At 42.0% G+C, this 20,876-nt stretch carries 26 protein-coding genes; 5 read left to right on the forward strand and 21 right to left on the reverse strand.

The window, feature by feature from the left end; all coding sequences use genetic code 11:
• Nucleotides 1-66 precede the first annotated feature (66 nt).
• The 4 genes from hemA to FO442_RS04625 all read left to right on the forward strand — a co-directional run bounded on the left by hemA (nucleotide 67) and on the right by FO442_RS04625 (nucleotide 3,675).
• Entirely contained in the window at nucleotides 67-1,293 is a 1,227-nt protein-coding gene (gene hemA, locus FO442_RS04610) for a glutamyl-tRNA reductase (RefSeq protein WP_186279898.1), read from the forward strand.
• Between the two features lie 9 nt (nucleotides 1,294-1,302).
• A complete protein-coding gene (gene hemC / locus FO442_RS04615) occupies nucleotides 1,303-2,214 on the forward strand; it encodes a hydroxymethylbilane synthase (protein ID WP_144331983.1) in 912 nt (303 codons plus the stop codon).
• Nucleotides 2,215-2,275: 61 nt separating this feature from the next.
• Nucleotides 2,276-2,863, forward strand: coding sequence for a uroporphyrinogen-III synthase (locus FO442_RS04620; RefSeq protein ID WP_186279900.1), 588 nt, complete (start codon nucleotides 2,276-2,278; stop codon nucleotides 2,861-2,863).
• A 152-nt stretch (nucleotides 2,864-3,015) separates the two neighbouring features.
• The gene (locus FO442_RS04625) at nucleotides 3,016-3,675 is read left to right on the forward strand and encodes a sterol desaturase family protein (RefSeq protein WP_144331985.1); all 660 of its coding nucleotides are present in this window, start codon (nucleotides 3,016-3,018) and stop codon (nucleotides 3,673-3,675) included.
• A gap of 112 nt (nucleotides 3,676-3,787) precedes the next feature.
• On the opposite strand, the gene FO442_RS04630 is transcribed toward FO442_RS04625, so the two are convergent.
• Genes FO442_RS04630 through FO442_RS04670 form a run of 9 tightly spaced genes read right to left on the reverse strand, consistent with a single transcriptional unit; the run spans nucleotide 3,788 to nucleotide 11,789 of the window.
• On the reverse strand, nucleotides 3,788-4,825 hold the full coding sequence (locus FO442_RS04630; RefSeq protein ID WP_144331986.1) for a beta-ketoacyl synthase chain length factor: 1,038 nt from the start codon (nucleotides 4,823-4,825) through the stop codon (nucleotides 3,788-3,790).
• A complete protein-coding gene (locus FO442_RS04635; RefSeq protein ID WP_144331987.1) occupies nucleotides 4,816-6,015 on the reverse strand; it encodes a beta-ketoacyl-[acyl-carrier-protein] synthase family protein in 1,200 nt (399 codons plus the stop codon). The genes FO442_RS04630 and FO442_RS04635 overlap by 10 nt, the downstream gene beginning before the upstream one ends.
• A gap of 5 nt (nucleotides 6,016-6,020) precedes the next feature.
• Nucleotides 6,021-6,290 carry a phosphopantetheine-binding protein gene (locus FO442_RS04640; protein WP_144331988.1) on the reverse strand — a complete coding sequence of 90 codons (270 nt, stop codon included), beginning with the start codon at nucleotides 6,288-6,290 and terminating at the stop codon, nucleotides 6,021-6,023.
• A gap of 3 nt (nucleotides 6,291-6,293) precedes the next feature.
• Nucleotides 6,294-7,571, reverse strand: a complete 1,278-nt coding sequence (locus tag FO442_RS04645) for an ABC transporter permease (protein ID WP_144331989.1) — start codon at nucleotides 7,569-7,571, stop codon at nucleotides 6,294-6,296.
• On the reverse strand, nucleotides 7,571-8,314 hold the full coding sequence (locus tag FO442_RS04650) for an ABC transporter ATP-binding protein (protein ID WP_144331990.1): 744 nt from the start codon (nucleotides 8,312-8,314) through the stop codon (nucleotides 7,571-7,573). The genes FO442_RS04645 and FO442_RS04650 overlap by 1 nt, the downstream gene beginning before the upstream one ends.
• 5 nt (nucleotides 8,315-8,319) lie before the next feature.
• Complete coding sequence (gene darH, locus FO442_RS04655) at nucleotides 8,320-9,327, reverse strand: BtrH-related acyltransferase DarH (protein ID WP_144331991.1); 1,008 nt, start codon at nucleotides 9,325-9,327, stop codon at nucleotides 8,320-8,322.
• Nucleotides 9,327-9,725 carry a flexirubin biosynthesis protein DarG gene (gene DarG / locus FO442_RS04660; protein WP_144331992.1) on the reverse strand — a complete coding sequence of 133 codons (399 nt, stop codon included), beginning with the start codon at nucleotides 9,723-9,725 and terminating at the stop codon, nucleotides 9,327-9,329. Before DarG ends, darH begins: the two co-directional genes overlap by 1 nt.
• The gene (gene darB, locus FO442_RS04665) at nucleotides 9,726-10,874 is read right to left on the reverse strand and encodes a dialkylresorcinol biosynthesis protein DarB (RefSeq protein ID WP_186279902.1); all 1,149 of its coding nucleotides are present in this window, start codon (nucleotides 10,872-10,874) and stop codon (nucleotides 9,726-9,728) included.
• 3 nt (nucleotides 10,875-10,877) lie between these two features.
• Nucleotides 10,878-11,789 (reverse strand): hypothetical protein, encoded by a 912-nt coding sequence (locus tag FO442_RS04670; protein ID WP_144331993.1) that lies wholly within the window; start codon nucleotides 11,787-11,789, stop codon nucleotides 10,878-10,880.
• Nucleotides 11,790-11,943: 154 nt separating this feature from the next.
• On the opposite strand from FO442_RS04670, the gene FO442_RS04675 reads away from it, so the two are divergent.
• On the forward strand, nucleotides 11,944-13,113 hold the full coding sequence (locus tag FO442_RS04675) for a DUF2062 domain-containing protein (protein WP_144331994.1): 1,170 nt from the start codon (nucleotides 11,944-11,946) through the stop codon (nucleotides 13,111-13,113).
• Between the two features lie 44 nt (nucleotides 13,114-13,157).
• Here the strand turns inward: FO442_RS04675 and FO442_RS04680 are convergent, their stop codons facing one another.
• From FO442_RS04680 to FO442_RS04735, 12 genes are read right to left on the reverse strand one after another with little or no spacing between them, the layout of a single operon-like run.
• Nucleotides 13,158-13,523, reverse strand: coding sequence for an ApeI family dehydratase (locus FO442_RS04680; RefSeq protein ID WP_144331995.1), 366 nt, complete (start codon nucleotides 13,521-13,523; stop codon nucleotides 13,158-13,160).
• The gene (lolA2, locus tag FO442_RS04685; RefSeq protein WP_144331996.1) at nucleotides 13,523-14,149 is read right to left on the reverse strand and encodes a flexirubin biosynthesis/transport protein LolA2; all 627 of its coding nucleotides are present in this window, start codon (nucleotides 14,147-14,149) and stop codon (nucleotides 13,523-13,525) included. Before lolA2 ends, FO442_RS04680 begins: the two co-directional genes overlap by 1 nt.
• Complete coding sequence (locus FO442_RS04690; RefSeq protein WP_144331997.1) at nucleotides 14,133-14,903, reverse strand: polysaccharide deacetylase family protein; 771 nt, start codon at nucleotides 14,901-14,903, stop codon at nucleotides 14,133-14,135. The genes lolA2 and FO442_RS04690 overlap by 17 nt, the downstream gene beginning before the upstream one ends.
• Complete coding sequence (locus FO442_RS04695) at nucleotides 14,887-15,813, reverse strand: beta-ketoacyl synthase chain length factor (RefSeq protein ID WP_144331998.1); 927 nt, start codon at nucleotides 15,811-15,813, stop codon at nucleotides 14,887-14,889. The genes FO442_RS04690 and FO442_RS04695 overlap by 17 nt, the downstream gene beginning before the upstream one ends.
• A 1-nt stretch (nucleotide 15,814) precedes the next feature.
• Nucleotides 15,815-16,990 carry a beta-ketoacyl-[acyl-carrier-protein] synthase family protein gene (locus FO442_RS04700; RefSeq protein ID WP_144331999.1) on the reverse strand — a complete coding sequence of 392 codons (1,176 nt, stop codon included), beginning with the start codon at nucleotides 16,988-16,990 and terminating at the stop codon, nucleotides 15,815-15,817.
• Nucleotides 16,991-17,245: a phosphopantetheine-binding protein gene (locus FO442_RS04705; protein ID WP_144332000.1), complete on the reverse strand. Its 255-nt coding sequence runs from the start codon at nucleotides 17,243-17,245 to the stop codon at nucleotides 16,991-16,993.
• Complete coding sequence (locus tag FO442_RS04710) at nucleotides 17,238-17,846, reverse strand: hypothetical protein (RefSeq protein WP_144332001.1); 609 nt, start codon at nucleotides 17,844-17,846, stop codon at nucleotides 17,238-17,240. Before FO442_RS04710 ends, FO442_RS04705 begins: the two co-directional genes overlap by 8 nt.
• Nucleotides 17,843-18,913: a beta-ketoacyl synthase N-terminal-like domain-containing protein gene (locus FO442_RS04715; RefSeq protein ID WP_144332002.1), complete on the reverse strand. Its 1,071-nt coding sequence runs from the start codon at nucleotides 18,911-18,913 to the stop codon at nucleotides 17,843-17,845. The genes FO442_RS04710 and FO442_RS04715 overlap by 4 nt, the downstream gene beginning before the upstream one ends.
• Nucleotides 18,906-19,334 (reverse strand): acyl-CoA thioesterase, encoded by a 429-nt coding sequence (locus FO442_RS04720; RefSeq protein WP_144332003.1) that lies wholly within the window; start codon nucleotides 19,332-19,334, stop codon nucleotides 18,906-18,908. The genes FO442_RS04715 and FO442_RS04720 overlap by 8 nt, the downstream gene beginning before the upstream one ends.
• Complete coding sequence (locus FO442_RS04725; protein WP_144332004.1) at nucleotides 19,331-19,750, reverse strand: hotdog family protein; 420 nt, start codon at nucleotides 19,748-19,750, stop codon at nucleotides 19,331-19,333. The genes FO442_RS04720 and FO442_RS04725 overlap by 4 nt, the downstream gene beginning before the upstream one ends.
• Nucleotides 19,740-20,612, reverse strand: a complete 873-nt coding sequence (locus FO442_RS04730) for a lysophospholipid acyltransferase family protein (RefSeq protein WP_144332005.1) — start codon at nucleotides 20,610-20,612, stop codon at nucleotides 19,740-19,742. Before FO442_RS04730 ends, FO442_RS04725 begins: the two co-directional genes overlap by 11 nt.
• Before the next feature lie 6 nt (nucleotides 20,613-20,618).
• Nucleotides 20,619-20,864, reverse strand: coding sequence for a phosphopantetheine-binding protein (locus tag FO442_RS04735; protein WP_144332006.1), 246 nt, complete (start codon nucleotides 20,862-20,864; stop codon nucleotides 20,619-20,621).
• Between the last annotated feature and the right edge of the window lie 12 nt (nucleotides 20,865-20,876).

Here is a 20,876-nt window from a genome sequence, read left to right on the forward strand (position 1 = left end):
TTTTCTGACAATTAAAACCTACTTCTTTCCCAATTTTGCAGGTATTAAGCCAGAAAGATACCATTCGTGATTAAGCAACTGCACACAATCGCTTTTACGCATCGAAATTTGGAAGTCTCCAAAATCGGAGTTTTGCACATAGAACAAGATTCTGTCCAATCGCGTTTTCAATCCCTCAAAGAGCGATTACATATTGACGAGATCATGTTTTTATCAACGTGTAACCGCGTGGAGTATTTTTTGGTGACCAATGAAACACTTTCCCCGGAATTTTTACACGATTTCTTTTCAGCTCTTTATCCGGAGTTTGATGAAGAGAAAATAGATTTTTTTGCTTCCAAAGCAATCGTTTACGCAAAGATGGAGTCGGTAAATCATGCTTTACGCGTTGCCGCTTCTATTGATTCCTTGGTGATCGGGGAGCGGGAGATCATTACGCAGGTTCGTCAGGCGTATGAACAATCGCGTGACCTGGGTCTTTCCGGAGATACTTTGCGCATTTTATTTCGTCATACGATTGAAACTGCAAAACGGGTTTACACGGAAACGAAAATTTCTTTAAAGCCTGTTTCCGTTGTTTCCATTGCTTACCAGCGTTTGGTGGGAATGGACGCTCCAAAGGACGCCCGTGTTTTGGCAATCGGTGCGGGTGTTACCAATACGGCAATGCTGCGCTTTTTGAAAAAGCACGGAATGAATAATTTTGTGATTTTTAACCGAACACTTGAAAAAGCGGAAGTTTTGGCTGAAGAATTGGGAGGAAAAGCCTATCCTTTGAGCGAATTGGCAACTTATTCGGAAGGATTTGATATTTTGGTTTCCTGCACAGGTTCGGAAGAGATCATTGTCAATGAACAGCTTTATACTAACTTATTGAATGGTGAAACCAGCCCGAAAATTACCGTTGACCTGGCTTTGCCAAACGATATTTCTCCCGAAGTTCATACGAACTATCCTACAAGAAATATCTCAATAGAAGTGCTTCAACGCATTTCGGACAGCCATTTACAGGAACGCTCCCAGGAAGTGATTCATGTGGAACAAATCCTGGAAGAAGCGAATAATGAATTTCGAAGCATTGCAAAAATGCGTGCAATAGAAGTTGCTATGAGACCTGTTCCGCAAATGGTCAAAGAAATCCGTGCTACGGCCTTTAATGAGATCTTTAAGAATGAACTGGATCAGCTTGATCCGGCTTCCAAAGAGGTTTTGGAAAAAGTGGTCGGATACATGGAGAAAAAATACATGAGTATGCCAATGATTATGGCTAAAGAAATCATGTTTAAATCGTAATTTTACTTCATGAGAAAAATTCGTATCGGTTCGCGTGGAAGTGATTTGGCACTTTGGCAGGCCAATCATGTGAAAAACCAATTGGAAGCTCTTGGAGCAGAAGTCAGCATTACCATCATCAAAACACAGGGCGATGAAATTCAACATTTGAGTTTTGATAAACTGGAAGGAAAAGGCTTTTTCACAAAAGAAATCGAACAGGCGTTGCTCCAGGATACGATTGACCTGGCTGTACATTCTCATAAAGACCTGGAAACAAATCAACCGGAAGGATTGATCATTGCTGCGGTTTCCGAACGGGAGAACCCGGCGGATGTTTTGCTGGTCCATCCAAAAGCTTTTGATGAAAAGGCTTTCTGGAGTTTGAAAGAAGGTGCTGTTGTTGGTACTTCTTCCGCCCGACGGAAATCCCAGTTGGTTGGTTTTCGATCAGACGTTGAGATCAAGGATCTTCGTGGAAATGTTCCAACGCGTCTTCAGAAATTGGTCGATGGTGAATACGATGCAATCTTGTTGGCAAAAGCTGGTTTGGACCGCCTGAAACTGGATTTGAAAGGAATGCATGAAGTGGTGCTCGACCCGGAGCAATTCGTTCCAGCTCCTGCACAAGGAGTTTTAGCGCTGCAGATCCGTGAAGATGATCACGAGTTGTATAATTTCATGCAAGCCATGAACCACGAAGATATTCAATCACAAATTGCCCTTGAAAGAACAGTTTTGAATCGTTTGCAGGGTGGCTGTCAGCTTCCCCTTGGTGCTTATTGCCCGGAAGAAGGACGTTTATTGGTTGCTTTTGCTCACGAATGGGAACAGGGGGCACAGTGGTTTGAATTTGAAGGACCCCATGACCTCGACATGGTAGATGTGGTGCTGGAAGCTTTATTGGCTGAAGAGGATGAAGACCAGGAGTATATTTCTTAGTTCGGAAAGCGATTCCTCTCTACCAGTTGTTAATTTTTGCCGGGAGAATGATCTTCTGTTAGTGCGTAAATCCTTTATTTCGTTCCGAAAAGTCCCTTTTGAGATTCCCCAGGGCTGGAAGGTTCTTTTTTTCTCTTCTCCCCGGTCATTTGATTTTTTTATTTCGGAAGGCTTTAAACTGGAGGCAGATCAGCAGATAGCCTGTATAGGTTTGGAAACAAAAAAACACATAGAAGAATCCGGGTATGAAGTTTCTTTTTTTGGTTTAAATGCCGGAAATCCCAAGGAAGTAGCCGTTGAGTTTGAAGCCTGGCTTGGAGATCGGATTGCTCTTTTTCCACAATCAACCAAATCAAATAAGACGATCGAATCGGCACTTCCGGCGTCACAAAGAATACCGCTGCTGGTGTATGATACTGTTTCAGATCCTGTTCCATTCCTGAATTCTTTCTCGGTGTATATTTTCACCAGTCCTTCCAATTACAAAAGTTTTGTTTCCCTGAATGCAATTCCGGAGGATTCGAAAGTAATTGCCTGGGGCTATTCCACAGCTGAAGTAATAATGGATGATGATGCTCCCGTGCATTTTATTCTTGATACAGCTACGTATTCAGAGCTTTTGGAAATCCTTTGTAAAATTCCCTTTTAAAAATTAGATTTTTTTAACTAAAAGACCTACATTTTGGTTATGTTTTAGAACCGATGGCTTCTAAAGTTGATTAACTTTGTTGCAGGTTGTGATAGAACAACTGAGTGCCAAATTGAAATGTTCAAAAAGTAATACTCACTAAATTCTATTCTATGGAAGCGAATAATGAAAGTTATGAATTCCGAGTTTATCCTGATGAAAAATCGCCTAAACTATTCAAGTCTCCTCTCCTCGAGGTCTTAACAAAAACAAAGCTCTGGATTATTATTGTATTGTATAGCGCAGTTGCCGCTGTATGGATCTGGATGTACATCTATTATTTTCAGGGAACAGCTATCAATGCTATTTTATTGTTCTTCCTTGGGTTTTTTGCATGGACATTCGGTGAGTATGTTCTCCATCGTTTTGTCTATCATAAGTTGAAGGATGCCTCTTATGATACGGGAATGCAGTATATGTTCCATGGAATTCACCATCAGTATCCAAGTGACGAAGATCGGATTATTTTGCCGCCTGTTCCGGGATTGGCAATTGCAAGTGCGTTCCTAGGGGTTTTTTACCTCATGATGGGAAGTGCTGCATTTACTTTTGGAGCAGGATTCCTGATCGGTTACCTGGTTTATATCAGTATCCATTGGATGGTGCACAGCAAGCCGGCGCCTGCTCGATTTAATTTTTGGTGGACACACCATAATATTCACCATTATCAGCAGCACGATAAGGCATTTGGAGTGTCAACACCGATCTGGGACATTGTGTTCCGTACGATGCCTGTAAAAGGGCGTAAAACGATTACCATTCTTAAGAAATAGGAATTAACAGCACAAGGGCATAGTCGCATAGGTCTTGTATAACGTGTTATACAATCGGACAAACTGGGTCTATCACCATTTGTCCTCTATGTGTGATCGACCTATGCGGTTTTTATTTTTGAATGAGGATCAGGCTGTGACGAACAGCATCGAAATGATTATAGATTAAAATGGTGCGCGGTTTTACTGTTGCACCATTTTCTATTAAATAGTGCGCCTGTCCGTTGAGCAGACGAACCGCCAGGTAACTTGCGAATGCACTTACCGTTCGGTATTCACCAACCGATTTCTTGAAATAAACAGTTGGCTTCTCTCCAAATAGTTGTTCTACTTTTTGGTACCACGAATCGGTAGTGACATCACCGTTCCTGCCAAGAAGCAAACAATCGATATCGCTAGCAGTGAGATTTTGTTCTTCCAGGAAACGCATTACAAACTCCGCGATTTCATCATGGAAAAGGTGGGAGGATTGTTTGAATGCAGTAAATTTCGCCAAGCTGTTTTCCGGATTATTGCTCAGGTAAAACTGGGTAGATCCTTCTCCGCAGTATGATCCGCCTGTCTCGGAATCCAGGAGTTCCTCGTTGGAAACCAATTCTTTTTTAAAGCGTTCGCCCAGCCGGTCAATGTTGTAATTGTAATCCGAAATCTCTTCTACCGCCCCGAGCAAAAGACGCTTTTCTTCTTTTGCATGTTCGTCAAAAAAAAGGGATGCATCCAATAAAGCCGATTCAAAAGCCAGTGAACCGTTCACATGGGTCACGTTGTAACTCATGTTTTCAGAAAGGAGGGCAATTTGTCCGGCTAGGGCATTGGGAGTGCTTTGTACGAAGTTGGTTGGAGTAAGAGTTCCCTCATTGTATTCCACGATTTGGTTCAGGAACTTGATACAATCTTCCAGTCCGCCGTTTGCTGTTCCGAAAATGATCCCGTCCGGTTTCGGATTTCTCCCCAGGAGGGGTAAAGACACGCCCATTCCCATTCGAACGGCTTTTCCCATCCTTCTGAGCTGTGCATTGGGGATCAGGTCCTGGTATGACGGTTCGATCGCCTTGTATATGTATTCGTTGAGTACTTTCCAGTCTCCGTTTTCGAAAGACAGATCATGCGTTTTTTGCGGAGAAATAGCGTAGAGGTCTTTTATATACATGCTGAAAAGATTAAAGAGGTACAGTTTCCTCCAAAACCGAATGAGTTGGAAAGAACATGTGTAATCGCAACTTCCGGTGTGTATCTCAAAGTCGGTTGGAAAGAGAAATCTGCAATGGGTTCCTCCACGCGCAGACTCGGATAAACTTCCTGGTTTTGTATCGAAAGGATGCTGTAAATCGCCTCCAGGACACCTGCAGCAGCCAGGGTGTGCCCGACGTATGATTTGGTTGAGCTATACGCAGGAACGTTTTTAAAGAGCTTGGAAAATGCAAAGGATTCCGTAAGGTCGTTGTTTGGTGTCCCCGTTCCATGTGCATTGATGTACTGGATATTTTCCGGTGACAGATTTGCTCGTTTCAAAGCTAATTCCATAGCCATTCTAGGGCCTCTGGCGTCATCGGAAGTAGCTGAAGGATGAAATGCGTCGTTGCAAATTCCAAAACCCGAGAATACGGCCTGGATCTTTCCCGGATCCGAAACATCCGCTTTTCGCTCCAAGACAACATATGCCGCTGCTTCGCCAAGGCTTAATCCTTCGCGATGGGTATCAAATGGTTTGCAAGGTTCTTCACTCAATATGCGAAGTGAATTAAATCCATTTACGGTGAATTTTGCCAGGCAGTCACTGCCACCGGCAATTACACGATCTACTTTTCCTGTTTCGAGTAAACGGGCTCCGATGGCAATGGCATTCGCAGATGAGGAACAGGCCGTATTTACGACATCGGTAATGCCTTTCATTCCATAAAAGCGAACAATTTGTAAGGCATGATCCGAACCTTCGTAATTCTTTACGTACTCGGATGGTGAACCCTGCATGTTTGCGTCGTGATACAGATCATCCGTATAGCACATGCCACCAACGGTGCTTGAGCTGATAAATGCAGTTCTGGTTGAAGCAATATCCTCCGGACTTAATTGCGCGTGAGATACTGCTTCACGAAATGCCTTCATCGCGATCAGTGTCGTTCGGGTAAAACCATGTCCTTTCTTGAGGGCCAATTCTTCCAGAAGAGACTCGTCACTTTGATCAATCTCACCGAATACAAGTGAACCGGCATAGTGAGATTTGAAATGTTTGGCTTTTTTGATCCCCGAAATTTCATGCTTCAGAGAATAAAGATTTTCAGCAATTGTCAATCCAATTGAACTGATTGCACCCATTCCTGTTACAACAATTTCAGTCATAGATCTTATTTTGTTCTATTCGCAATAATATAATCTACGATTGTATTGACGTCAACCAAAATTTGTCTACCCTCAGTTGGATTTTTGATCTTAATCCCGTACTCACGGTCCAATAAAACGATCAATTCCACAGAATCAATAGAATCTAAACCTAGTTCTTCCCCGAATAACGGAACATCATTCTGAATATCTGCCGGAGCTAAATCCAACAGGTTCAAATACTTGATTAAATGCTCTTTGAACTCAACGATTAATTCTTCTCTGTTTGTAGTCATATTTTAAATATAATTTTGAATTCTCAACTTGATGAATATCAATAGCTGACAAATTACCGTGAACAAAAATAAGAAAGTTATAGTACCAATTAATTCACTCCACGCACCATTTTTCAAGAAAAGCGTATAATAACCTTCCAGACACCACTTCAGGGGTGAAATATTTCCGATGGCTTGCATGTAATCGGGCATCACAAAATTAGGGACCCAAATTCCTCCGATTGCCGCAAAAATGATGATTGAAATGGCCCCGAAACCATTCGCCTGTTCTTGTGTTTTGGCGTAGGTCCCAACTAAAACGGCATAAGAAATGGCGGAAACTGCCGAAAGCAACGTAACCACCAAAAAGGGCAGGAATGCATTCGGCATGGCCAGCTGCGGTAAACCGATGTGTGGGAAAATGTAAATTCCCATCAGGAAAAGCAATAGCAATTGGGATAAAGCAACGAAAAGATACACCAGGAATTTGGAGATCAATGTCAATGCAAAACCCCGTGGAATGGTTTGAAGTCTTAGAAAACTTCCCGATAAGCGTTCCTTTACAATATTTCCTCCCAGGGAAATAACCATGAAGAACATCGCGAAGATTGACCAGGCAGGCACATTGTGCTGGCTGGAATTCGGGATCAATTCTGCGACTTCGTTTAGGCTTGCATTCGCAATTTTCAGTTTGGTTTCGCGGTTAATGATTGCCTGGCGGATATTTTGTGGAATGGAATCATACCCCATTTCCTGGAATAGTTTTCCCACCATTTCTTCGTTCTCAATTCCGTTTGTAATGGCCTGAATTCCATTAATAACAGAGATGCGAAAATTTTCCTGCACAATCGGGTCAAAATAAATCGCAATTTCCTGTTTCTCCGGGGTCACTTTGGGGGCTTTTTCGATCACACCCATTTGTTCCAGCATGAGTTTGGAAATATTGTCTGCATTGCTGGCAAGCCGCTCACTAAAGTTAGACGGAATATAAATCCCGAGCATTGCATCTTCGTCAATAGTTATCCGTTTTACGGCACTTTCGGAAAGATGGTCGTTTTTCCTGATCTCAAAACTTCCGGAATGAACCAATGCTTTTACAAGGGAATCACCCAAAGATCCTCTATCCTGATTGGAGATGAGAACGGTGAGTTTGTTTTCGTTTACGATTTGAAAGGCGCTGTTTTGTACGATGGTAATGATAAAAACCAGCAAGAGCGGCATCAGGTACATCAACAGCAAACCCACTTTATCGTGAAGTACCAGCAACAGTTCTTTCCATATGGAGGCCTTTAATTTTCTCATCAATCGCGTAATAAGGTTCCGGTCAGTTTCAGAATCAGTTCTTCCAGGTTATTTACAGCATGTTTTTTTAACAAATTTGTCAGCGTTTCACTTGCAATGATCTTTCCATGATCGATCAACACGATCTGATTACAAAATTCTTCCGCTTCTTTTAAATGATGGGAAGTATAAATAATCGTCGTTCCCTGGTGATTCAACTCCTGAAGCAGGTTCATGATCGCGATCTTACTCTGAACATCCACTCCGACAGTCGGTTCATCCAGGAATAGAATGGAAGGATTGTGGAGCAAGGAAATGATGAGGTTCAACCGACGTTTCATTCCACCCGAAAAAGTGGATACTTTTTGGTTTTTTACGTGAAAAAGTCCGACTTTTTGCAGCAAATCATCTATTTTTTGTTCTAATTCTGCTTTCTGGAGATTATACAGGCTTCCGAAATAAGACAAATTTTGCTTGGCTGTCAATTCCGGGAAAAAGGAAAAATCCTGGGGAACAAACCCCAGTTTGCTTCTAATTTCGCGTGGGGTTTTCTCTCCGTCCAAATAATACTTTACCGAACCGAGCGTGGGGTTCAAAATACTGCAAAGAATGGAGATCAAAGTTGTTTTTCCGGCACCGTTCGGACCGAAAATCCCTACAATTTCTCCTTTTTCAACGGTAAAATCAATTCCGTCCAAACTTGGAACAGCACTTTTACCGTAGGTTTTATAAACGTTTGAAACATGCAAAAGAGTCTCCTGCATCTCGTTTAGAATTTGATTTTCGCCAATTCTTTAAATGCTTCTTTTTCTACTGCACTGATCTCTACCAATAAGTCAGCACAAGCATCAAAATCTTTTTGTTCGGTTAAACGCCCTTTGTAAATCCCGGACATTTGGAGTGCGCTGTCTCTCCACAAGTCACCTGCTTTGGTCATCGTTTCTGAGATACTGGCCAATTGGTCATTCTGCATAATGACAGCTGCTTCTTCCAGGAATGCGGCGTATAGGAAACGGAATCCACCTCCTCCGGTACCGATTTCTTCCTGCATACGGACAATCTGTCCTAAGTGAAGACCTGCTTGGCGAGGGCCTAATTTTTCTCTCCAGCCGCGAATTTTCTTCGAAGTATAAACGATTCCTTTTACTCCTGCAATGGAACCCGGAATCTTCAGCATATCTCTGCAATTGCGTTTAATTCCCTTTGCAATTCCTCTCCTGATTTGTTCTTGGGTGATCTCACCGACCTGGACAGGATAATAAATATGTCCTTTGGGTGCCAGTGCACCTTTTGCAAAGCGCACGCGCTCCAGTTCTTCTGTGCTTAAAGAAGTGGTTACTTCCATCACCGGATCACTTACCAGGTAACGATCACCTTCCTTTCCATAAACGATCAGGTTGTGTGCATTGAAATGGAAACGGTATTCTTTCGGGAAGTAAGGTAAGTGAAAAACACCCACCTGGCAGCCAACCTGGATTCCTTGAGAGATCTTCTCATCCAGAAAACGGGTTGCTTCCTTCGGGTCTTTGAATTTTTTTCGTTCCACTTTTACATCCAGTGCTTTACACGTGCGTTTAAAGATGGCTCCCGGCATTGTTCTGAATGAAATAGCTGGACCATTGTTTACGGTCATAAACGGAATATGGATGTAAAATAAACCTGAACCCATTCCAAAAGCAAGCGGCTCAGTAATGAAGTCCACCCCGTGATGCTGCAGTAAACTCACAGTAACCCCATTTTCGCAATGGGCAGTTTGGTGATGCGTAAATTCTGACACTAAGCTTTAAAATTTTTGAGTTCGTTAATGGAGATTTCAAATGCATCCGCGTAGCGTTTCAGCACGTTATCGCTCAGTTTTTTGAATGCATTCGGTTTCAAATGTCTTTTGATACGGAACTTCCAAATGCCGGTGTATCCGGATAGTACGGTAAAATCCATCAGTTTTTCCTCCATGAAGTAAAGAATCGGACTAGCCTCTCCTTTTTTGATTTGTTCCCGTGCCTCGGCAGTTCTTCGTTCGATTTCTTTCCAGGCTTCGTCCAAAGCTACTTTTTTTGCTTCCCAGCCCGTACTTAATTCCGTATCGTATTGTCCGTCTTCGTTCTTCACATAACAAACCTCTCTTGTAAAATTTTCAAGAGCACTTTTATCTTGCGGAACTTCGGATTTTTTCATTTAGCACACAGTTAAGTAAGCAAACACGTATGAGAATCTGGAGCTTTCGGGAACTGCAAGTAAAATGGTGTCACCTGCTTTTAATTTCCCGCTGTTGAACAATTCATCAACCATCAAGTAAATGGAGCCCGCCCCCACGTTGCCGTGTGTAGCAAGGTTCGAGAACCAGCGTTCCTTGGGAATTTCCATCCCGTTTTCAGCCAGTTGCTTATAAATCTTGTCTTCAAAGAAATAACTGGACATGTGTGGCAGGAACCAAGTCACATCTTCGTTGGTCAGATTACTCTCTTCAAATTTGGTTTTCAGTTTATGGAATCCCAATTTCACAATGTATTCGTCCAAAAGCTTCACGTCCTGTTTGATACTGAGGATGGATTTTTCAATCATGTCCTGCGGATCGTAATCCATGTAGCTTTTCAACGTGCCATCTTCCATTTTATCGGCGGCCATATACATACATGCTTCGATCTCGTTGGCAAAAGAAACCCCCTCTACCCAATCAATCCGCAACGAAAGGCCATTGGTGCTTTTTTTGTCTTCCAACATGAAAACAGCAGCGCCATCAGATAACATCCAGCGAAGGAAATCTTTATCGAAAGACAAGTACGGGTTTTCTTCCAATTCCGTCAGCTTTTGAATTTCCAATTCAAATTTATCGGAGCTCAATACGCGGGATAAGCGCTCTGAACCGGAAGAAATCGCTTTTTTACTCATTCCCGATTTGATAGCCATGTAGGCATATTTCATTGCATGCATTCCGGAACAGCAAACTCCGGAAGGAGAAACTACTTCAATATTTCCGGATTCCGGTAACCATCCATGAACCATCACACCGTGCGATGGCATCATTTGGTCCGGCGAGGATGTTCCGCAGCTGAGCAAATCGATTTCCTTGATTTCCTCTGGATTATCCTGAAACAAATTGCGAATAGCCAATGAAACCATTTCTGAATTGGTATGAGTGGCCGTCCCATCTTTACGAATTGCATAATACCGGTTTTTGATTCCGTTGTTACGCAAAACAATTCTTCTCGATTTAGAAGCACGGTCGTTAATTAATCCTAAATATTCTTCCATTTCATCATTTGAAATGGGAGTATTAGGTAAAAAAGATGCCGTACGTGTTATATATACTTCCTTCAAGCTCATTCCTTATCTCAATTGAGTGCCTCTGTAATATGCTAATTCGCGTTTTATATGTTGTCCTTTAAACGGGCGTACAAAGATATGATATATCATTAAAACAATTGGCGAAACGATAAATAAAGCGAAAATCAAATAATATTTAAAGAAGTTAATCCAGAATTTTCGATTTCCTCCTTTCGCCGTTTTCTTTGTAATCAAATTTGCCCAAATCCTGAAAAGCATTTTTGCACGGGATTCTATAAATAGAATAGAAACCGGAATAATTACCCCGCCTTTCGCAACAAGTGCATCCTGGAATTCATCCGTTTGATTGGCACTTAATTTCTCCTTTAATAAGGCTCCAAACTGGCTGACATCCCGAATGTCTTCGTCCGAAACACCCGGTATTGGAAAAACACCCCATTTCTTCGTCTTTTGTCCGGTCAACATCCAATGCAAGATGGTGACTACGCTGATCAAGTTACTGGTTTTGTCGATTAAGGGAACATTCCCAATTAATTTCCCTCCGGCAGAAGCAATTTGTTGTTTAACTGCTTCCTGGGCATTGATCCACATATTTCTGCATCCGAGCACACTTACAATGTTTGTACCATTCATGATTTTGCGGAATTCCTCATCCTGCAAAATAGCTGATGCTGGAAGGGAAGGGGATAGGAACCAGGGCTGATATCCGAAAATAATCAGATCGTATTGCGAGCGTTCAAAATGAAGCGGTTTGATCGGAACGGGTTTTTCAAGAACTGTTTCAGGCATGGCGTCAAAAAATGAAGCACTTGTCCAGGGAAATGGAAATGGTGTTGACGGTTCAACTTTTATCCATTCTATCGTGCTGTCAGCAAATGGTTTACAAAAATTTTGCAGAATTTCCGTGAGTTGTCCGGATTGAGAATAATGAATAACTAAGATGTTCTGTGCCATACTTAACTGGGTTCTGAATAAAAGTGTTTAAGCTTTTACCTGTACAAATTTAACAAGGTTTTGTTTCTAAACTACTTTTTTGCGCTCTTTTGAAAAGCTCATCCGTTGATTTTAGGAATGAATTCTTGAAAAGTTATGATTAATTTTGTGCGACATGGAATCAAGTCTGGCATCAATTACAAGTATAAACGGTTGCGTAATTATTCCCACCTACAATAACGAACGTACTTTGGAGCGTGTTATTCGCGAGGTGCTGATTTATGTTCCGTCTCATTGCATAATCATTGTCAATGACGGGGCAACGGATTCCACTCCCGAGATTTTGAAATCTTTTGAAGAAGAAGTTACTATTCTGACCAATGAAGTGAACAAAGGGAAAGGTTATTCTTTGCGAAGGGCTTTTAAGTTTGCCCGGGAAAAAGGGTATTCGAATGCGTTGACGATCGATTCGGACGGCCAGCATTATCCCAACGATATTCCGGTATTGATCGAACATGCTCTGGAACATCCCGGGGCGGTCATTATGGGTTCCAGGAATATGAGCCAGGAAGGAGTTCCGCAAAAAAGTTCTTTCGGGAATAAATTCTCCAATTTCTGGTTCAAAGTGGAAACCTGGATTACCTTACCGGACACACAGACCGGTTTTCGGATTTATCCATTGAACCCGCTGAAGAAGATCTGGTTGTTCACCAATAAATTTGAATTGGAGATCGAGGTTATTGTAAAGTTAGCCTGGCGTTTTGTTCCTTTTGTGGCAGTTCCCATCCAAGTGAAATACGATCCTTCCGAACGCGTTTCTCATTTTCGGCCGGCGAGGGATTTTACGCGAATCAGTATTTTGAATACGGTTTTGGTACTTACTGCCCTGATTTGGTATTATCCGAGAAAACTGTTTTCCATTCAAACCTGGAATGTGATCAAACACGAGGCAATCAAACCGGAAGAGCCGAATTTCCGGAAGGCACTTTCTATCGGATTTGGATTTTTTATGGGGATTGTTCCGCTTTGGGGATTTCAATTATTAATCGGGATACCACTGGCAGTTCTGTTCCGGATGAATAAGGTGCTGTTCATTGCTGCTGCAAACATTTCCATTCCACCGATGATCCCGTTTATTATTTATGGCAGTTTTCTTTGCGGACAATTGTTCTTAACGGGTGAAACGAATTCAGCACAATTGACTGACATGAGCCTGGAAGCGATTCAAAACAATGTATATCAATACGCAATCGGAGCCTTCATCTTTGCAACGATTGCTTTCGTGTTGTCTTTTTTGGTGAGCTTTACCCTGTTGAAGCTATTCCGCAAGGAACCAAAATTATAAATCTGTAGGCACACAATTATTCGCGTACCTAAAGGATATTGATTTTAATAATAAATTCCGCTGAATTTCAAACAAACTCCTTCCGATGTGCTCAATTGCCCTGAAACTTTCAGATTTTGACCTTCCTGTTCTGTCACGGTCATTTTGAAAGTCGCTTCAGGAGTGTTCACCGGATTTAAAACAGCCAAAAATTTGCTGGTAGCCAGGGTTTTTAATTGGATAACTCTGTTGAACTGTGTCCCGAGGATTTCCTTTACCAATTCCAACTGCACCACTCCGGGTGTTACCGGATTGCCCGGGAAGTGTCCTTTGTAAATGGGATGTTTTGCATCAATGGTAAACGTTGCTTCCAGAATATTATCTTTAAATGTCAACGCATTGATCGTATAAAAAGTATCTTTTAAAATCATCAGAAAGAGGTGAATTTAGAATCGTTAATAGTACCGTTCACTTCCATATTGGAAAAGCTGTAAACCAATTTGTTGTCACTGTCGGTTAGCATGGTCAGTTCTTTAATGGTTCCTTCTTTTTTGCTGAAAACCAGGTTAATTTCGGAAACATAGCGTTTCATCTTGTCGCTTTTGGGAGTAAGAATCAGTTTGTAATTGGATTTGTTTTCAAAATAGCTGATCTTGAATTCCTTTTCATTCAGAAACTCTCCGGTCATCATTTGCACCATTAAACCCTGGATCTTTTTCACCACCATTTTGGAAGAAGCACTGCTTACTTCCTTCCCTTTTTCCTGAAGCCTCACTGCTTTTCCATTGATCAGGATAATCTGGCTTTCCGGTTTTGATTTTTCCCAGCGAATTTTGTTTTCCCGCTTATACCACATTTTCCCAGCTCCCTTTTGAGCGGCAGTTAACAACGAAGAAGTAACGGTTTCGGTAAAATCTGCCTGGATGGATTTCGTCTCTTTGTGCTGTTTTTCCAGAGTTGCTTTACATCCTTTCGGATCTGCAATCTTGGTATACTCCTGTGCTGACAGGTTGCTTGCAAACAGCAGAAAGAGCAGGATACTACTTATTAATTTCATGAATGAATTTTTTCAGATTTTCTTGGTTTGCAAAGATAATACCATTTGTTTTGGCCTGGTGAATGTATTCCTCCAGGATATCTGCTGTTTGTTCCAGATTATCATGCAGTAAAACGATACTTCCCGGTCTTGTTTTCATCAAGCGGTTCAACAAGGCTTCCCTGTTTTTAAAAGAATCATAGGAACGTACACTCCACGCAATGATTTTCATTTTTCTTCTGCGTAATGCACGGGCAATCTTCGGGTTGGTATAACCGATGGGTGGCCTGAAAATAGTAATCTTCTCCGATACCAGCGGTTCAATGTTTTGCGTAAACTGATCAATTTCCGTTGCTATTTTCTCGCTGTGGAGCATGGCAAAGAAAAGCGAGTGGTTTTGTGTATGGTTTCCAACGGAATGTCCTTCTGAAATGATCCGGTGTAAAATTTCCGGATGTTCCTGGGCTTTATGACCGATTACAAAAAAGATTGCCTTGATACCGTGTTTTTGAAGTGTATCCAAAATGCGCGGTGTCTGGATGGGGTCCGGACCGTCATCAAAAGTGAGAATGACTTCAGGACCGGTGTTTCGAAAGATGGAAGGGTAGAAATATTGAAAACGCAGAAATACGATTCCAAAAACAAGAAAAACGCAGAAATTGGAAACCACAAAGAAGATCCAGAGCCACAAATAAGGGCTGTTACGGAAAATCAGAATGACAATTAACAATGTACTTAGTGCAACTGCGATGTTGAGTCTATGCTTCCACCTCATTTCTGGATATGAGCGTTAAGCCCAATTTATTTAGTTCTAAATTATTTACGATCAAAATTCGTGAATCATTTACATGATTGATCAGCCAATCATTTGCCATGTGAACAGCAAAAGCAGAAGCACTCTGATAAAAACCGGTATATTCCGGGAAGGAAATGTGATTTTTTGCTTTCGATTTAAAATCAAAACCAGCCTCCAAAATCAAATCTACATCCTGTAAACTGCAATGATTTGCTTCCAGGAACTGTTCTACTTGGGTTTCGGTATGCTTATCAGAGAAAGAAACATTACACGCCCGGATCGAAGCAATCGAATTGCCTTTTTCACCGGATAATACCATAAATGTAGCACCGGAAGTAAAGGGATAAGTGGTCTCAATCAGGCTGCCGCGTAATCGTTCCAAAAATGGGATTGCTTCATCTGCAGCGCCTACCAAAACCGAATGTTTTCCTTCATCAATGCACAAAAGACCATCTTTCAGCGCCACTTCAAACGAAAGGGCGTTTTGCGTATGGGTCATGTTGTATGCATGGTTTTTCAGATCCAGCGAAATCTGACCGGCAATGGTATTGTGTGTGCTTTGAATAAAGGCGGTCGGTGACAGCACATCACCGCTTACGGTATTGATCGTCACCAGGAATTTTTCAGTATCCGTTAAACAACCAAGTGCTGTTCCGACAGAGATCGCATCGAATTCAGCAGGAACTTTTTCCTGGCACGCTTTCGCAGCTGTAATTCCCATGCGTAAGATCGTACTCAATCTTCTGAGTGCTGCAACGGGAATGTAATTTTTGTAATCCGGAGAAATCAATTCATTTTCACCAGCCAAAGGTTTCAGCTCATTCCAGATATTTTCTTTCTGGAAGGAGTCCTGATGTGTAATTGATTCGATATGTTGAATGAAATACATATTAAACCTTGCTTAAAATGATGGTTGAATTATTTCCCCCGAACCCAAATGAGTTGGATAAAATATGTTTGATATCGTTTCCTTCCGAATAACTTTTCACGGGAACCAGGCCAGTTTCTTCAATCGCTTGTTTGAAATTCAGGTTTGGAAGCAACAACCCTTTGTTCAGTGCCAGGATTGCAAACACCGCTTCAATTCCTCCTGAAGCTGCCAGTGTATGGCCCGTATAGGATTTGGTAGAACTGAAAGGAGGTATGGATGAGCCGAAGACCGTTTTGATCCCGTGTGATTCGGAAAGATCGTTGTTTGGAGTTGCTGTCCCGTGCGCATTGATGTAATCAATATCGTCCGGTTTCAGTCCGGCAACGCTCAATGCACTTTTCATTGCAAGTGTGGCTCCGTATCCTTCAGGTGAAGAAGCTGTTTGGTGGTAAGCATCGGAAGCATTTCCCCAGCCGGCAAGAATTGCCAAAGGTTTTTTCCCGGTTTTTTTGATTGTTTCTTCTGTTTCCAATACCAAAAATCCGGCACCTTCTCCCAGGTTTATTCCTTTTCGTGTTTCATCGAAAGGCCTGCACCATTCTTCGTCGAAGATCATCAATGAACGAAATCCTGCGATGGTAAATTGAGAGAGCCCGTCTGTTCCACCAACCACTGCGCGATCCAGTTGACCGCTTAGCAACATGCGTGCACCGAGCATAATGGAATTTGCTGCGGAGGAACATGCTGTTGAAATGGTATTGACATACCCGTCGATTCCAAGTTCTTTTGCAATTTGTTCACTGGTGGTTCCGCTGGGGTGATTTTTATATACGTTCAGATCGTCGCTTTCCCCGGATAGAAAATCCTTGTAAGCAATTTCACTCACGTCCATTCCACCAACGGAAGTTCCCGAAATCAAACCTGTTTTGATTTCCGGATCCAATAGATGTCCGTTGAATGCTTCTTTTGCAGCAATCATACCAAGGATGGCTGTTCTGGAAGCATGTTGCGTTAAGTTGAAGCGTTGAACCAATTCGTCGTTCGACCAATGAATCTCGCCAACTTTGAAACGTTCTGTATAGGTCTTTTTGCCTTGCTTGATTCCTGTTTTTTCGGAACGCAGTGCAAGCAAATTTTCTTCCGAATTTTCACCTACAGAAGAAATAACGCCGTATCCAGTAACGTAGATGCGCATTTATTGATGTTTAGAAATGTAATCCGCCAGGGTATTTACCGAATGAAAGATTTCTTTTCCTTCGCTCGGATCCGCGATTTTGATCCCGTAGTTAGAATCCAGTAAAACAATGAATTCCAGGGCATCAATCGAGTCCAATCCAAGTCCCTGATCTCCGAATAGAGGAGCGTCGTCTTGTATATCTGCGGGTGTTAAATCTTCCAGGTTCAGTTGCTCAATAATTTGAGCCTTTAGGTTTTCTTTTAAGTCACTCATTTCTGTATTGTTTAATTAGCGTTGAAAGTTCACGTTCGATTGAATTCCCCCCATCTTCAGAATTAGTTAGCAAAAATAGGAAACATTCTTGTTCGCCATTCGTTTTTGCCTCTACCCAGGCGCATAAACAGCTGTTATTTCCTTTATTTAACGCTATTTGTGACCATTCTGAGAAATGAAGCGGATTGAAAGTCTCTTCTACGAAAAAGCAGTTTTCGCCGTACCATTTGTGCCGGATGCACAATTCACCGGTAACGATGTTGGGCAAGGTATAGACAAACAGCGAAGGACTGGGAGTCTTTAACTGTTCGTAGCTTTCTACAAAGAGGTTATCTGTATTCAGACTGGCTGAACTATTTGCAAAGATTAATTGAAGGTCGTTTTCCAGGTCGGCATCTTTTGGGAAGAATGGCAGCAGAATTTCCGTCCCGATAAAGGCCATTTTCGAGAGTACATCCATTTTATAGAATTTCGGGTATTCCACTCCAAGTTGCTGGTATGCCGATTTAAGCGGATTCTCTTCTTCCGCAGTGTCGTATACCAACTTTCCGTTCAGGAATGTCCCTTTCGGACAAACATAACTATGTGCTAAGATCTTCACGGCTGTTTTTGTAAGATTAGACTGGCATTCCCTCCTCCGAATCCGGAAGCGGTTTTTAACAAGGTATGCAATTCTTTGGATTCCAAACGTTGGATGATATTTAAGGGAATTGAAGTTCCGGTCTCTTTAAATCCGAGGTTTGGGAAAAGGATGCTTTTTTCCATTGAAACAATGCTCATAATGGTCTCGAGAATACCGGCTGCACCTAAAGTATGACCGAAATAACCTTTCATGCTGTTCAGAGGAACCCGGTCTAAATTGGTCCGGCCGAAAGCAATGCTTTCCATTTCGTCGTTGAATATGGTTGCAGTTCCATGAGCAGAAATGAAATCAATATCGCGAACGCTTACCTGGCTTCGCTTGAATGTTTTCTCAATGGACCGGACCAATCCTTCACCTGTTCGGGACGGACCGGAAATGTGGTTGGCGTCATTGGAGGAGGAGCCACCTTTGTACAAAACCGCAAAACCATCCGGTTTTTGGGTTGAAACCAAAACAATTCCACAACCTTCACCCAATACAGTTCCGTTCCTGGATTTGTCAAATGGTTTGCATGTCTCGTTACTCAAGGCGAACAAACTTTGGAAACCGTAAGAAACAAACTCGGATACCGCATCGATTCCAATGACGATTACCTGGTCGTAATTTCCCGCAAGCAAATAATCTGCAGCGGTGTTAATAGCTATTACCCCAGAAATACAGGCGTTTGAAATGATAAATATTTCCGTTTTCGGGAAGAATTCATGTATGATAGGCTGCGTGCCCGCAAAAGTATCGCCCGGGAGCAAATCGATGTTTCCCTTCGTGGAACTGACAATGACTGCCGTTCTGCCCGACGTGGAAAGATTTGCTTGTGCCTTTTTGAGGGCTTCTCTTAAAAGGGTGTTGTAGCGATCAGAAGTGAGTTCACTTTTAATGGCCAATGGAATGGTTGTATCCTGAAAACCGGCCTTTTCCACCAATTTGATTCCTGAAACACCGTTCTTAAAGGCATCCAAATGTTGGTCCACCGAATTTCCAAGCGGAGTTACCAAAGAAAGTGTTTGTATGTAAATGGGTTTATCCATCGATCCAATTTTGGTTTTCTTCCCAAATGCGGTAGAACTCGGGTTTGATTAATTCCAGTGTCCGATCGGAAGTAAACATGAAGACCTGCATGGTCATGCCGGTTGCCGCAACTTGTTTTGTCTTATTATTGATCACTTCATACCGGAACACGATTTTTGCGGAGTCGTGTTGTTCCAGGATAATATTGATCAGCGCACCTTCGCCGTAAAAGATGGAAGCTTTGTGAGAAATTTCGGATTTTACGATCGGGATGAAGTAACCGTGTGCATGTACATCCAGGTATTCAATTCCATAATCTCTTCCGAATTGCTCGCGGGCATCTTCAAAAAATTTCAGGTAGTTTCCATGCCATACAACGCCCATAGCATCGGTTTCACTGAAACGAACAGGTACAAGGATCGATGATTTCAATATTTTCATGCCAAAACAATTTTCATTTGGCAGGTTAAAAGTACTTTTCCATTAGACCTTGCTGTTCCTTCTACCAAATGAATGGTATCAAAGGTGCTCAAAACCTGAACGGATGTTTCGATCAGGTCGTTTTCTTTTGCCGCTTGTTCAACCTGAACCTGGGTAACAGCTCCGATGAATCCCAATTTGGGTTCGCCGCCTTCTTCCAGGCTGTTCAAATAACCGAAACCGGCAGCACAGGTTTGTGCAATGTTTTCGATCAATGCTGATTCGGATAAAACGGTATTCTCCAAGAATAAGTTATCCGATGCGATCTTAAATTCGGTTCTGAAACCCGTTTCGTCTGCTGCCAACAGATGATCTATCATCACAAACGGAGCTCTTTGCGGAATGATGGATGTGATATTTTCTTTGTTAATCAACATAATATTCAAAAAAGTTAAACCATTGGGTCGGGCTTGCCTTCACCTGTTCTTCCAGGCGTTTTACATAAATTTCTGCAATTTTTTCAGGAGATTCAAACATTGTGAGCGGATCTGTAGCGCTCAATTCGTAATGGGTACTTCCTGATTTAACGGCATATACAAAGGTAAGCGGAACTTTGAATTTATGGGCCATGATAAAAGGTCCGGCGGGAAATTCTGCAAAACCGTTCAAAAAGGGTAATCTGAAGTTCTTTTGACCCGGTGTTGTGCGATCTGCGTGCAGTGCTATCAATTCATTGCGTTTGAGTGCCTGGTGGATCAAAATGAGGTGAGACAGGTCGTCTTTGATCGGGATGAGCTGGTATTGTGATTTTCCGGTTGAGTCTTCAAGATACGCTTTGATTTTCTGAACTTCAGCATCCAGCATCAAAATGCTGATTTTTAACGTAATCCGTTCACCTAGCAGATTTCCTGCATTTTCCCAATTTCCTACATGAGCTGAAAAAAGAAATCCACCTTTACCGGCCTCATTCATTTGGATTAGAGCTTCTTCGTTATTGAAACGAAACGAAAAGATTTTTTTTCGCGGGGTTTTTAAGGCAATTCTGTCGATAAGGGTCTGACCGAACAAATACAGGTTCCTGGCAGTTGCTTTGGTTGCCTGCCATTTTGTATATCCCAGTCCTTTTTGATAAAAAGAAATTAAGGCTCTGCGCGGTTTACGGGAAAAAAGCAGAAAGTAACCGGAAACTCCGATACAAAAAAAGTAGGCAAACCGAACCCCTAAAAATCGAATAGCGTAAATAAAGAATTTATACCCCCAAAGTGAGCCTTTGGTCTTACCATCCCATTTTTGTTCCATTCACTCTCAGGCGTTCAAACGTTGTTCAACTAGATCGTAGAAATCGTTAAAAGTCTCAATTGTTTTGAAATCTTCAGCCGTTGGTTTAATTCCCAGGTTTTCTTCAATAACAACAACCAGGTCCACGTAATCCAAGCTATCCAGATCCAAGGTTTGTTGCAAATTATTACCGGGCTGGATCAATGTTGCGTCAACTTCAAATTCGTCAGATAAAAATTGTTTTGTAGTAAGAATGATGTCTTCTCTTTTCATGATGTTTAGGTA

Origin of the sequence: Fluviicola chungangensis (genome assembly GCF_007558725.1) — a bacterium.
Taxonomy (GTDB): domain Bacteria; phylum Bacteroidota; class Bacteroidia; order Flavobacteriales_D; family Crocinitomicaceae; genus Fluviicola; species Fluviicola chungangensis.

Bases quoted from the DNA above. Each gene is read 5' to 3' on its own strand.
- FO442_RS04725 (WP_144332004.1), bottom strand. From the start codon at position 19,750: ATGTTGATTAACAAAGAAAATATCACATCCATCATTCCGCAAAGAGCT.
- FO442_RS04715 (WP_144332002.1), bottom strand. From the start codon at position 18,913: ATGGATAAACCCATTTACATACAAACACTTTCTTTGGTAACTCCGCTT.
- lolA2 (WP_144331996.1), bottom strand. From the start codon at position 14,149: ATGAAATTAATAAGTAGTATCCTGCTCTTTCTGCTGTTTGCAAGCAAC.
- FO442_RS04680 (WP_144331995.1), bottom strand. From the start codon at position 13,523: ATGATTTTAAAAGATACTTTTTATACGATCAATGCGTTGACATTTAAA.
- FO442_RS04640 (WP_144331988.1), bottom strand. From the start codon at position 6,290: ATGACTACAAACAGAGAAGAATTAATCGTTGAGTTCAAAGAGCATTTA.
- FO442_RS04695 (WP_144331998.1), bottom strand. From the start codon at position 15,813: ATGTATTTCATTCAACATATCGAATCAATTACACATCAGGACTCCTTC.
- hemC (WP_144331983.1), top strand. From the start codon at position 1,303: ATGAGAAAAATTCGTATCGGTTCGCGTGGAAGTGATTTGGCACTTTGG.
- FO442_RS04670 (WP_144331993.1), bottom strand. From the start codon at position 11,789: ATGGCACAGAACATCTTAGTTATTCATTATTCTCAATCCGGACAACTC.
- FO442_RS04630 (WP_144331986.1), bottom strand. From the start codon at position 4,825: ATGTATATAAAAGACCTCTACGCTATTTCTCCGCAAAAAACGCATGAT.
- FO442_RS04625 (WP_144331985.1), top strand. From the start codon at position 3,016: ATGGAAGCGAATAATGAAAGTTATGAATTCCGAGTTTATCCTGATGAA.
- FO442_RS04735 (WP_144332006.1), bottom strand. From the start codon at position 20,864: ATGAAAAGAGAAGACATCATTCTTACTACAAAACAATTTTTATCTGAC.
- FO442_RS04645 (WP_144331989.1), bottom strand. From the start codon at position 7,571: ATGAGAAAATTAAAGGCCTCCATATGGAAAGAACTGTTGCTGGTACTT.
- FO442_RS04690 (WP_144331997.1), bottom strand. From the start codon at position 14,903: ATGAGGTGGAAGCATAGACTCAACATCGCAGTTGCACTAAGTACATTG.
- FO442_RS04675 (WP_144331994.1), top strand. From the start codon at position 11,944: ATGGAATCAAGTCTGGCATCAATTACAAGTATAAACGGTTGCGTAATT.
- DarG (WP_144331992.1), bottom strand. From the start codon at position 9,725: ATGAAAAAATCCGAAGTTCCGCAAGATAAAAGTGCTCTTGAAAATTTT.
- FO442_RS04730 (WP_144332005.1), bottom strand. From the start codon at position 20,612: ATGGAACAAAAATGGGATGGTAAGACCAAAGGCTCACTTTGGGGGTAT.
- FO442_RS04705 (WP_144332000.1), bottom strand. From the start codon at position 17,245: ATGAGTGACTTAAAAGAAAACCTAAAGGCTCAAATTATTGAGCAACTG.
- FO442_RS04700 (WP_144331999.1), bottom strand. From the start codon at position 16,990: ATGCGCATCTACGTTACTGGATACGGCGTTATTTCTTCTGTAGGTGAA.
- FO442_RS04650 (WP_144331990.1), bottom strand. From the start codon at position 8,314: ATGCAGGAGACTCTTTTGCATGTTTCAAACGTTTATAAAACCTACGGT.
- darB (WP_186279902.1), bottom strand. From the start codon at position 10,874: ATGAGCTTGAAGGAAGTATATATAACACGTACGGCATCTTTTTTACCT.
- FO442_RS04635 (WP_144331987.1), bottom strand. From the start codon at position 6,015: ATGACTGAAATTGTTGTAACAGGAATGGGTGCAATCAGTTCAATTGGA.
- FO442_RS04720 (WP_144332003.1), bottom strand. From the start codon at position 19,334: ATGAAAATATTGAAATCATCGATCCTTGTACCTGTTCGTTTCAGTGAA.